Here is an 11,463-nt window from a genome sequence, read left to right as displayed (position 1 = left end):
CCAAGGACCCTCTGATTAACAGTCAGATGCTCTAACCAACTGAGCTAAGGAGGAATCACCTTAAAGGTAAATATGTTTGCTAAAAAAAGTTGCTCCCCCTCTTGGGCTCGAACCAAGGACCCTCTGATTAACAGTCAGATGCTCTAACCAACTGAGCTAAGGAGGAAGTTGTTGCTCTTTTTAGCGAGTGCAAATATAAAACTATTTTTAGTTTCTCAAAAACATTTTCACTCTTTTTATCAAATTTTTTTACCTGCCCACAATTGCCTTGTAAATGTCGTTACCGTTAGCAAATAAAAGCAATGCGATAAGTAATACGAAACCAACCATTTGAGCGTTTTCAAGGAATTTATCGCTTGGTTTTTTACCGCTGATCATTTCATATAATAAAAACATCACATGACCGCCGTCAAGAGCCGGAATTGGCAATAAATTCATTACCCCAAGCATAATTGATAATAAAGCGGTGATAGACCAAAAGGTTTCCCAGCTCCAGTAACTTGGAAAAATATTGTAAATCGCAGCAAAACCACCCACTTGTTTGTATGCTTTTGTTTCCGGGTTAAAAATCATTTTCAGCTGTTTTCCATAACCTACTAACTGATCTTTTCCTTTTTGGATTCCCACCGGAATCGATTCGAAGAAACTGTATTCTTTGGTGCTTACTTTATAGTAACCCAGTTTTTCAAGCGTTTTTATATCTAATCCGCCAGGGTTTACGCCTAGTTTTCCTGTAGCAGAAACTTTTACATTTATGGTTGTTTCTTTTAAATCACGTAAAATGACTGCCGGGATTGTTTTTCCTTTATAGGCTTCGAGAATTGTTTTCGCCTCGTCAAAATATTTAACCTTTGTTCCGTTTAACGAAAGAATGATGTCTTTTGGTTTTAAGTTTTGGTTTGGAGAATCTTCGGCTACTTTTCCAATAGCAAAAGGAATTCGAAGCGATACCAGCATCCCTTTTTCATGTTTTGATAACTGGTCAACAAAATCCTGAGGGATATTGATGGTTTCCTGTTTTCCGTTTCTCTCAACCACTACATGTTGAGCCATGATGATATTCATGTTTAAATTACTGTCGTAATTTTCTACTTTTTTTCCGTTAATAGAAATTAGTTTATCTCCGGTTTTAAAGCCCGCTTTAGCCATTACTGGATTTTCAACCCAGATACCGTCTTTTATATCGGCATTAGCAATATAAGTGTCTCCGTAAGCAAAAGCCATTCCTATATAAATAATAAAGGCCAGAATAAAGTTAACCGTAACACCGCCCAGCATAATAATTAAACGCTGCCATGCCGGTTTAGTACGAAATTCCCAGGGCTGCGGCGGAAGTGCCATTTGCTCCTTGTCCATACTTTCGTCAATCATACCCGAGATCTTTACATAACCTCCAAGCGGCAGCCATCCGATTCCGTATTCTGTTTCGCCGATTTTCTTTTTTAAAAGGGAATATTTGACATCAAAAAACAAGTAAAATTTTTCGACTCTGGTTTTAAATATTTTAGCAGGAATAAAATGTCCTAATTCGTGAAGAATAATAAGTAAAGATAAACTCAATAGAAATTGAGAAAGTTTGATAACTATATCCATTTTGTTTTTTTAGTTCGTATTTAACGCACAAAAGTAGCGTTTTCTGATTTAATTTAAGACCGCAATATAATACTTAAGGTTTTAAATGTTTGTTAATAATTGTTCTTAGTTTTTACTATGGCATTATAAACATCATTTTTAGACTCTGGTTATTAGTAATTCTTTTGTACAGATTGTTACAAATGTCTTATTCTGATACTTTAAAAACTTATTTTCTTCCGGTTTTAAAACTTTCCATTTTACTTTCATGATTCCATAAAAACATGACAATTATTAACTAGTAAAAAAAAATGAAAACATCACATTATTTATTAATTTTTAAACTTCATGTCATGAATTTTATTAAACAAATTGAAAGGATAAAAAGGATCCACAAACTAATTTGTGGGGAAAAAACAGGGGCACCTACTGTTTTTGCCCGAAAACTGCATTTAAGCAGGAGCCAGCTTTATAACCAATTAGAGGTAATTAAAGAATTGGATGCTCCTCTTAAATACTGTAAAAAAAGACAGACCTTTTACTACGAAACCCCATTTGAACTGGTATTTAATTTATCACTTAAAATCATTAAAAATGATGAATCTAGAGAAATTTTTGGAGGTTCTTACTTCCGTCCAAGTTTATTGGACGGAACTATGATAAGTTTGCCTTAACAAAAACGTTCCCGGGAAAATGATTTTGTTGAAATTTATTAATTAACCATTTAAAATTTAAGAACTATGAATTTAGAAGAATTAAATTTAGTAGAGCTCAATACTCAGGAAGTACAAGAAATTGAGGGAGGAATCTGGTTAGTAGTTCTTGGAGCTATTGCGACTGCATGTATAGCAGATTGGGATAATTTTGAGAGAGGACTAAAAGGTCTGCCTTGTAAAAATTAATTATGTCTTAAAAAATTTAATAGAATTATTATGAAAAATCAAGGTAAATTAACCGGAAAAAAGAGAATGATAAATGTTTTTTTTAAAATTATACTTTTTGTTTTTCTTTTATTTGTTTTTTCACGATGGGATTCTATAGAAGGATTTATTAAGAAATTTTTTAACTAAAATAATTTAATATGGAAAATTTGGAAGAAATAACAATAGAAGAAGCAAATGAAATTTGTGGAGGTGCAACCTTTGCGTACAGAGTAGGTGAATTTATTAGATTCTCGGGTCACGCATATTTATCTGGTGTCTCAAATGCATATGATATGGTTTATTCTTGGTAAACAAGTTTATTTTTAGATGAGGGATTTTTTAGATTCCTCATCTAAATTTTTTTTTAGTATGAAAAAGGTATTCCTCGTAAGCATATTAATCTTTCTTTTTAGAGTAATAGATTTATATACAACAAAAGCAGGTATTAAAAATTTTCAAAAAGAAGAACAGAATCTTATTGTAAAAATGACGGGAATGGAGATGGAAACTTTCTTTTTAATGGAAGTGATTTTGGCACTTCTCTTAGTAGCCTGTTATGTGTTTTATGTTAAAAATAAAAGTTTGTTTTTTATAAAAGCAACTAATTTAAAAGAATATTTCAATTTATTTTTTTTCGATAAATCCACCTCAAAAATAAAAGATTGGCTTACTTATTTTAATTTAAAAAAAATACTTGTTTTGTTTGGATCCTGCATTCCTGTTTTTGTAATAACTACGAGCATTGTATTTTCATTAAATAATTGTTGGGCAAGTTTATACAATCAAAATAATCAAACGGCAATACAATATTATTTGCTATTAAATGATTACTACTTTTTTGATTTTATAATTTTTGTTTTTCCTGTATTGCTCCTTGTGTTTTTGTTACTTCGAAAATTATATATAGAATTTAGAAAAAACAGCAGTAAAGAATTTAGTAAGACCTATGAAGTAGGTTAGATATAAACAAAATTATAAAAACATGAAAAAAACGGATAAAAAATATTGGTTAATTATGCTATTAACTATGGTAGTTCTGGTGCTTTCAATTTGGTCTTTTGAAAAAGGCGCTGTAATTGGAACTCTAATGGCAAAGTAAATCACTAGGGTTTAAGAATTTTTGAGTTCAAAAAAAGAAAAAATTAATTATTAAAGAAAAACATGAAAAAGACAACCAGCAAAATTGCTCTTTATGCAAGAGTAAATACACTTAGTTTTATTTCTTATCTCTTTATTACAGCCTTTGCTTTATTCTATATAGGGTTCTATTTAGGAAGAATCATGGCGAAATAAAATTTTTGGATAAAAAATGACAATAATTATAAAACTATGTAAAAATGAAAACTAGTATAAAATTAGAAATTATCGCGGCTGCTTTAAGTTTAGTAATTTTTTCGTACTACGGTGGAAAAGTTATGGGTAAAACTATTTATTACCTGTTAAACTAAAATCGTTTGTAATGTTAAAGTACAGAAAAATCTATAGTATTCAATATGTCATTTATATAGCTTTTGCATTATATGTTCTGGGCTATATAATTGGAAGAGTTTGTAATTATTTGTTCTAATTAATTAAATGGTTAAAACACGATAATAGCTCAATAAAATTATTTTTAGATTTCTTAAATTAAAAAGAAAAGTATTATGGAAACACCTGCCTTAAAAATTATCAGATATGCTGTCCTTATTGCGGCATTTGCGTACTTGTGTGGTTATGCTATTGGTCAGTTTCTAAACTCATAATTATTTTTTTATAATAATTATATACATTGAAATAGTATATTCTCAATCAAAATTTCTACCTATAGTATTCTCATAACAAACACTACAGTAGTTCAATAAATGCTATTGTAGTGTTTCGTTTTTTATAAGTAAAAAGTTTATGAATTTCAGTTCAGCCTCGAAAAGTACTTATAAAAACCTTCGCAAAAAATAAATCAATTTTTTTATGGGCATTTTCCTTTCTTTTAAATCATTAAAAATGATGAATCTATAAAAAAAATGGTGATTTATACTTCCGTCCAAGTTTATTGGACGGAAGTATGATAAGTTTGCCTTAACAAAAATGTTCCCGGGAAAATGATTTTGTTTTAATTTATTTATTAACATTTTAAATTTTATAATTTATGGAACTAACAATGATAAATTTAGAAGATTGTGGTTTAGTCGAACTAAACACTAGGGAGAAACAAGAAATTGAAGGAGGGATTGCTCCTTTATTAGTTTATGGTGCTGCATGGTGTGTAGGTTTTGCTGTAGGTTGTGCAATTGTGTATTATTATTCTTAAATAACTAAAAAACATAAAAATGATAAATTTAATAGAACTAAATGTCTCTCCATTATCGACAGAAGAAATGATTGACATTGATGGGGGCATATTGATTGGTCTCGTTATTGTATGTTTTGCAGCAGGTATGGCTTGTGCATTATTGATTTAATCTTGCAGGTGGTGTCTTTCAGACACCACCTTAAAATGACTTATAAGTTTATGTACTCTTTACAGTTTAATTTAAGATTTGGAGAAAATAATATTTCACAAAAAATATTATTAAATGATTCCATCGTACTTATATTTTTAGAAAATAAAAAAAGTGTTTATCTAAAAAAATATGATAAAATTTATTTAATAAACTCAGAAACATTTCATTTATCACCAATAGATTTTTCGCATTTACAAAAACAAAATGAAATTATTTCAAAAAGAATAGGATTTTTTCAGAGAACTAAAAAAACAAATTCTGAAAATATTTTTGAATTTGAATCGAATCTTTATAATTATTATAATGAAGATGACACTTTTAAATGCGTAATAAAAACAATTTTTAATGCAGATTTTTGCCAGACAGCTTATTCGGCTTATTTTAATTTTAACATGAAAAATCAGCTAATGAGTTTTGTTAGACCAAAATGAAATTTTAGCTTATAATAAAACGGAAATATGTTTAAACCTAATGAAGCAAACTGTCGAAACAGAACTAATATCGATTGAAAAAATCGAAATTCCACAAGAGTTGTTAGAAATTGAAAATTATAAAATAATTGAAAATGAAGGAAATTTCTATTGATTCAAAAAAAGTACAATTTTTAGGAATTATAATAAGCATTCCCATTATTATACTCTTTTTGTTGATTTTATATTTTACATGGAATGAACATTTTACAGAGAACTTGAAAAGCATAAAAGCACTATTTCAGGTTTCTGATAACAAAAAAATTAATACTTTTTTAGTTCTAATGATGCCTAACTTAATTCTTTTTGCGGCAATAATTTTACATGAACTTGTTCACGGCTTTTTCATGGCACTATTTTCAAAAAAAGGATGGGAATCGGTGAAATTTGGGTTTTTAAAAAAGTATTTAATGCCTTTTGCAAACTGTATAGAACCTTTATCATCAAAAAGAATGTTGATTGTTGCACTTGCACCCTTTTTTATATTAGGTTTATTGCCTTCAATCTATGGATTTCTTTATAATAATTTGTTTTTTTTATTTATTGGGTTTTCGATGACTTTAGGTGCTGTTGGAGATTTTATTTACTCTTATTTGATACTTAAAGTAGGATTAAATCATAATATTTTAGATCATAAAAGTAAAGTAGGGTTTATAATTATTGATTAAATACATAAAATAAAATGATTGAGCAGCAAAATAGACTGTCCGTTTATCAAGGAAGTAAAGAGCAAGCAATAGTTTTAAAAGCATTACTTGAAAGTTTCTCCATTATGGTTTTTGAAGATTATAATGAAGCAAAAAAAATAATCGATGATTTTAGGTCTTTACAGTTTTAAATGTAACATTTAAAAATACCAAAAATAATTCAATCTCTTTATGAATTCAAGTTATAGGATTGATAATATTCTTAGCTGTAATCTTTTGTTTATTGGATTATTCAGTTGGTTTTTTTTAATAATTATATTTAAATCTTAAATAATGCATTTCAGTTCAGACCCAATAAATACTCTCGAAAATTTAAGGGCAAAAAACAAAACAAAGAGTTTTTCAATCTATTTTATTATTCTCTTAGCGATTCTAATTTTTTTAGGATTACTGCCTGTAATTAAAATCGACATCAGCAGTCAGAGCCGTGGTATAATTCGCAGTAAAACCGATAATGTTCCTGTTTTTACAATGGTAAACGGCAGAGTGGAGGCGATAAATTTAAAGAATAATGCCTTTGTAAAAAGAGGAGACACACTTTTAAAAATCTCTAAAGAAAACCTCGAAAGCGATAAAGGAACTCAGGATACATTGTCTCGTTCTGTTTCATTGCTGCTGCAGGATATTTCAAATCTTTTGAAGAATCAAACAATGTACTTACGCACCTCTACGGCTCGTGAAGATTTTTTTAAATTTCAATCAGGTAAAAATGAACTGCAGAGCAAAATCTCGCAAGCTCAAATAAATTACGATCGGAATAAAGTTTTGTACAATAAAGAAATTATTGCCAAGGCAGAATTTGAAAAATACGAGCATGAATTGCAAATAGCCAAACTCGCTATGTTAAGTTTTATAAGTCAGCAAAAAGTAACATGGGAAAACCAGAAAAGAGATTTAGAGGAGCGTTTAAAAAATCATAGCGGAACAGTCGCTAAAATTAATGCTGAGTCAAACAATTATGTTGTTTTAGCCCCTATTTCTGGCACAATAGAAAATTATTCAGGTATTCAAAAAGGTTCTTTTGTAAATGCTTCGCAATCTATTGCAGTCATTTCTTCGGCTGATCATCTAATTGTAGAAAGTACTGTTTCTCCAAATGATATAGGTTTAATCAGGAAGAACCAAAAAGTAAAATTTCAGCTTGATGCTTTCAATTACAATCAGTGGGGATTACTGGAAGGAAAAGTAATTGATATAGACAAAAACATTACCATACAGGGTGATCAGGCTTTTTTTAAAGTGCGATGCGCATTAAACTCTAAGACTTTGCATTTAAAATCTGGTTACAAAATCAATGTTTCTAAAGGAATGACTTTAACCATAAGATATACTATAACCCGCAGAAGCCTGTTTGATTTGTTATTTGACAAAATTGATGATTGGTTAAATCCAAAACAACGAAAATAATGGCTTCCATAAAAATAAAACAGCATGATATTAAAGATTGTGGTGCTGCTTGTCTGGCATCTATTGGAAACCATTTCAAAGTTAATCTTCCTATAGCGAGAATACGCCAGTATGCCAATACTGATAAGCGGGGCACCAATGTTCTTGGAATAATTGAAGCCGCTGAGAAAATGGGATTTACCGCAAAAGGTGTAAAAGGAGGTTTCGATTCTCTTAATAAAATTCCGCTTCCGGCTATCGCTCATATTGTTACAAAAGAACAGTATCATCATTATGTAGTAATCTATAAAGTTGAAAAATCTGCCATTACCGTTATGGATCCTGGTTTTGGAAAAATGGAAACCTACACTTTTGAAGCATTTCAAAAAATATGGTCAGGAGTTTTAATTCTTTTTGCTCCAAATGATGATTTTAAAATTAGAAACGAAAAAACTTCTCCTATAAAACGGTTTTGGAATTTAATTCAGCCGCATAAGATTGTTTTAGTTCAGGCTTTAACTGGGGCAATAGTCTTTACGGTTTTAGGATTGGCGATGTCTGTTTATATCCAAAAAATAACAGATTATGTTTTAGTAGATGGCAATAGAAATTTGTTGAATTTGCTGAGTATTTCAATGATTGCGATTATTTTGCTTCAAGCCTATATTGGCTCAAAGAAAAGTATTTTTGTCATGAAAACAGGGCAGTTAATAGATGCGAAATTAATCTTAGGTTACTACAAACATCTGCTTCATTTACCACAGCGTTTTTTTGACACCATGCAGATAGGAGAAATTACTTCAAGAATAAATGATGCGGTAAAAATCCGGTCTTTTATTAATGAAACTGCAATAGAAATGATTGTGAATATTTTCATTGTTATTTTTTCATTTGCCTTAATGTTTACCTATTACTGGAAACTGGCTTTGGTTATTGTTTTGGTTATCCCTTTTTATGTTTTAATTTATTTTTTACTCAATAAATTCAATAAGAAAGTCGAAAGAAACGTTATGGAAAATGCTGCAGAACTGCAAACCCAGCTAGTCGAAAGCATCACACATGTTAGAACTGTAAAAGAATTTGGAATAGAAGAATTTTCAAATTTAAAGACAGAGAATAAATTTGTAAAGCTTTTGTTTACCACCTATAAATCGGGATTAAATGTAGTTTTCGCTGCCACTTCTACACAATTTTTAGCTTCTCTTTTTACGGTAATTTTAATGTGGATTGGTTCTGGTTATGTAATTGACAGAGCTATTACTCCCGGAGAATTATTTTCGTTTTATGCTTTAATAGGATATTTTACTTCACCGGTTGCCTCTCTTATTAATATGAATAAAACAGCCCAAAATGCTTTGATTGCAGCTGACAGGCTTTTTGAAATAATGGATTTAGAAAGAGAAGAAACTGAAAATAAAGTTGAGCTGTCAAAAGAAAACTTAGGCGATATAAAATTTGAAAACGTTTCTTTTCGATATGGCTCTCGTGCGGAGGTTTTTAAAAACTTTAATGCAGTATTCAAAAAGAATGAAACAACTGCTATAGTTGGGGAAAGCGGGAGCGGTAAAACAACTTTGATTTCTCTGCTTCAAAATTTGTATCCGATAAAAGAGGGTAAAATTTATATTGGAGATTTAGATGTTCAATTTGTTCATTATAAAAGTTTAAGAAAAATAGTTGGTGTTATTCCTCAGCAATTAAATTTGTTTTCTGGAAATATTATCGAAAATATTGCATTAGGAGATTCGTTTCCAAACATCCAAAGAGTTTTAGAATTATCGCAACAATTAGGTATTAGTGATTTTGTTGAAAAACTGCCCAATGGTTTTGAAACACAGATAGGCGAAAATGGAACAATGCTTTCCGGGGGGCAAAAACAACGAATTGCAATTGCAAGAGCATTGTATAAAAAACCAGATATTTTATTAATGGACGAAGCAACTTCGTCATTGGATACTAATTCGGAAAGAATCGTAAAAGAGGCAATAGATGATTTTAAATCACAAGAAAAAACAGTAATTGTTATTGCACATCGTTTGAGTACAATTGCAAATGCTGATACTATATTGGTAATGAAAAATGGAACTATTGTAGAGTCGGGAAATCATTTAGATTTATTAGAACAGAGATCGGAGTATTATGAACTTTGGAATAAACAGAATCTGTTGTAAAATTGCTACAAATGTCCTATTCTAATGTTTTAGAAAACAATGAGTTCTTTTTAAATAAGGCAACTACCATAATATTATAAGAAAAATCATTATTTTTTGTTTCGAAGAAAACTAAAATTTAGTATATTGTGCCTCAATATTATAATGTAACGGCAGCTAAAATAGTACTTATGATAGTACCTAAGTTTGTAAAACAAGTAAGACTGGGATTAGACTTTTAGTATTTTTTTATTTTGCGGAATACGTATTTGGGCGTTTCCTGCACTAAGAAAATATTCGGTTTATATTTAAAGAACAGGTAAAAAACAGACAAATGATTATGAACTTACTAAACGGAAAAACGCTTAAACATGAAAAATTTTTAACAGCAGTCTTAATTGTTGTTATCAGTCTATTTATCATATATAAACTGGGATACATGGCTGGGAAATTTTACTTTTTATATACACATTAAGCTGCAGGATTTTAAATGCCTTTTTCAAAAGTTATTTAAACCCTGTCTTTTTTTAAGATAATTGTAGTAGTAGTGAAATAAGAATTTGCTTTAAAACTTTGTTAATTAATAAACATTTCAATTTCTCCTTTTAACAAGATGCCGTAACTTTACTTTTCTAAAAAAATGTCATTTCACTTGACATAAAACAGTAAAAGTTACAAATATGGCTTCACAATTATTTTCTCCCATAACCCTTAAAAGTATTACTTTAAAAAACAGGATTGTTATTTCGCCAATGTGCCAGTATTCGGCCATTGACGGCTTTGCAAACGACTGGCATCTGGTTCATTTAGGCAGCCGTGCCAGCGGAGGTGCTGCTCTAATTATTCAGGAAGCAACTGCCGTTTCCCCCGAAGCCAGAATTTCGCCTTCGGATCTTGGAATCTGGAAAGACGAACATATCGAAAAACTAAAAGTGATTAACGAATTTATTGTTTCGCAAAATTCGGTTCCTGGAATTCAGCTGGCACATGCCGGACGAAAAGCCAGTGTTTCGGCTCCCTGGCTGGGCAATAAAAAATTAGATTTCGACCATGAAGGATGGCAGACCGTGGCACCAAGTGCGATTCCGTATCATGAAGGAGAACCATTTCTTCCGGAAGCTTTGGACAAAAACGGAATACGGAAAGTCATTTCAGATTTTAAAACAGCAGCCAAAAGAGCTTTTACAGCAGGATATAAAGTAATAGAAATTCATGCCGCACACGGTTATTTACTGCACCAGTTTTTGTCGCCTTTAACCAATACAAGAACCGATGAATATGGCGGGAGTTTTGAAAACCGAATCCGTTTTACACTTGAAATCCTGGAAGCAGTTCAATCAGAATGGCCTTCTGATCTTCCGTTATTTGTCAGGATCTCAGCAACAGACTGGGCCGAAGGCGGATGGACGCCTGAAGAATCGGTACAGCTTTCCAAAATAGTAAAAGAAAAAGGAGCAGACTTAATAGATGTTTCATCCGGCGGATTGGTTTCACATCAAAAGATTACGTTAGGCCCAGGATATCAGGTTCCTTTTGCAGAAAAAGTTAAAACAGAAGCCGGTGTTTTAACAGGAGCGGTAGGTTTGATTACCGAAGCGGAACAAGCCGAAGAAATTCTGAACAAAGGACAAGCTGATTTAATTTTATTCGCAAGGGAATCTTTAAGAAAACCCAATCTGCCCTTAGATTTCGCCAGGGAATTAAACGATGATATTCAATGGCCTAAACAGTACGAAAGAGCTAAACTTTAATTTTTTTTCGCCGCGAATTCACGA

The 11,463-nt window shown here is 30.9% G+C and carries 14 protein-coding genes and 1 tRNA gene; 13 read left to right on the top strand and 2 right to left on the bottom strand.

Annotated features, from left to right (window positions below):
* Positions 1 to 92 precede the first annotated feature (92 nt).
* Positions 93 to 166: transfer RNA gene (locus tag ACODST_RS19530), tRNA-Asn, on the bottom strand.
* 83 nt (positions 167 to 249) lie between these two features.
* Positions 250 to 1,593, bottom strand: a complete 1,344-nt coding sequence (gene rseP, locus ACODST_RS19525; protein ID WP_488933763.1) for an RIP metalloprotease RseP — start codon at positions 1,591 to 1,593, stop codon at positions 250 to 252.
* A 332-nt stretch (positions 1,594 to 1,925) separates the two neighbouring features.
* Here rseP and ACODST_RS19520 point away from each other — a divergent pair, with 332 nt between their 5' ends.
* The 13 genes from ACODST_RS19520 to ACODST_RS19460 all read left to right on the top strand — a co-directional run bounded on the left by ACODST_RS19520 (position 1,926) and on the right by ACODST_RS19460 (position 11,439).
* Entirely contained in the window at positions 1,926 to 2,246 is a 321-nt protein-coding gene (locus tag ACODST_RS19520) for a hypothetical protein (protein WP_488933762.1), read from the top strand.
* Between the two features lie 66 nt (positions 2,247 to 2,312).
* Entirely contained in the window at positions 2,313 to 2,474 is a 162-nt protein-coding gene (locus ACODST_RS19515) for a class IIb bacteriocin, lactobin A/cerein 7B family (protein WP_488933761.1), read from the top strand.
* Between the two features lie 179 nt (positions 2,475 to 2,653).
* Complete coding sequence (locus ACODST_RS19510) at positions 2,654 to 2,806, top strand: hypothetical protein (protein ID WP_488933760.1); 153 nt, start codon at positions 2,654 to 2,656, stop codon at positions 2,804 to 2,806.
* A gap of 58 nt (positions 2,807 to 2,864) precedes the next feature.
* Positions 2,865 to 3,455 (top strand): hypothetical protein, encoded by a 591-nt coding sequence (locus ACODST_RS19505; protein WP_488933759.1) that lies wholly within the window; start codon positions 2,865 to 2,867, stop codon positions 3,453 to 3,455.
* A gap of 201 nt (positions 3,456 to 3,656) precedes the next feature.
* Positions 3,657 to 3,788 (top strand): hypothetical protein, encoded by a 132-nt coding sequence (locus tag ACODST_RS19500; protein ID WP_488933758.1) that lies wholly within the window; start codon positions 3,657 to 3,659, stop codon positions 3,786 to 3,788.
* An 832-nt stretch (positions 3,789 to 4,620) separates the two neighbouring features.
* Positions 4,621 to 4,782 (top strand): class IIb bacteriocin, lactobin A/cerein 7B family, encoded by a 162-nt coding sequence (locus ACODST_RS19495; RefSeq protein ID WP_488933757.1) that lies wholly within the window; start codon positions 4,621 to 4,623, stop codon positions 4,780 to 4,782.
* A gap of 19 nt (positions 4,783 to 4,801) precedes the next feature.
* A complete protein-coding gene (locus tag ACODST_RS19490; protein WP_488933756.1) occupies positions 4,802 to 4,933 on the top strand; it encodes a hypothetical protein in 132 nt (43 codons plus the stop codon).
* Between the two features lie 50 nt (positions 4,934 to 4,983).
* Complete coding sequence (locus ACODST_RS19485) at positions 4,984 to 5,406, top strand: hypothetical protein (RefSeq protein ID WP_488933755.1); 423 nt, start codon at positions 4,984 to 4,986, stop codon at positions 5,404 to 5,406.
* Positions 5,407 to 5,540: 134 nt separating this feature from the next.
* Entirely contained in the window at positions 5,541 to 6,113 is a 573-nt protein-coding gene (locus tag ACODST_RS19480) for a DUF3267 domain-containing protein (RefSeq protein ID WP_488933754.1), read from the top strand.
* 14 nt (positions 6,114 to 6,127) lie between these two features.
* Positions 6,128 to 6,283 carry a hypothetical protein gene (locus ACODST_RS19475; RefSeq protein WP_488933753.1) on the top strand — a complete coding sequence of 52 codons (156 nt, stop codon included), beginning with the start codon at positions 6,128 to 6,130 and terminating at the stop codon, positions 6,281 to 6,283.
* Positions 6,284 to 6,425: 142 nt separating this feature from the next.
* Positions 6,426 to 7,559, top strand: coding sequence for an HlyD family secretion protein (locus tag ACODST_RS19470; RefSeq protein ID WP_488933752.1), 1,134 nt, complete (start codon positions 6,426 to 6,428; stop codon positions 7,557 to 7,559).
* Positions 7,559 to 9,709, top strand: a complete 2,151-nt coding sequence (locus ACODST_RS19465; RefSeq protein WP_488933751.1) for a peptidase domain-containing ABC transporter — start codon at positions 7,559 to 7,561, stop codon at positions 9,707 to 9,709. The genes ACODST_RS19470 and ACODST_RS19465 overlap by 1 nt, the downstream gene beginning before the upstream one ends.
* Positions 9,710 to 10,368: 659 nt before the next feature.
* On the top strand, positions 10,369 to 11,439 hold the full coding sequence (locus ACODST_RS19460) for an NADH:flavin oxidoreductase/NADH oxidase (RefSeq protein ID WP_488933750.1): 1,071 nt from the start codon (positions 10,369 to 10,371) through the stop codon (positions 11,437 to 11,439).
* Positions 11,440 to 11,463 lie beyond the last annotated feature (24 nt).

It is taken from the genome of Flavobacterium sp. FG19 (assembly GCF_057809475.1).
Note: the sequence above shows the minus strand (reverse complement) of the source record. Positions and strands in the feature narration are given on the sequence as shown.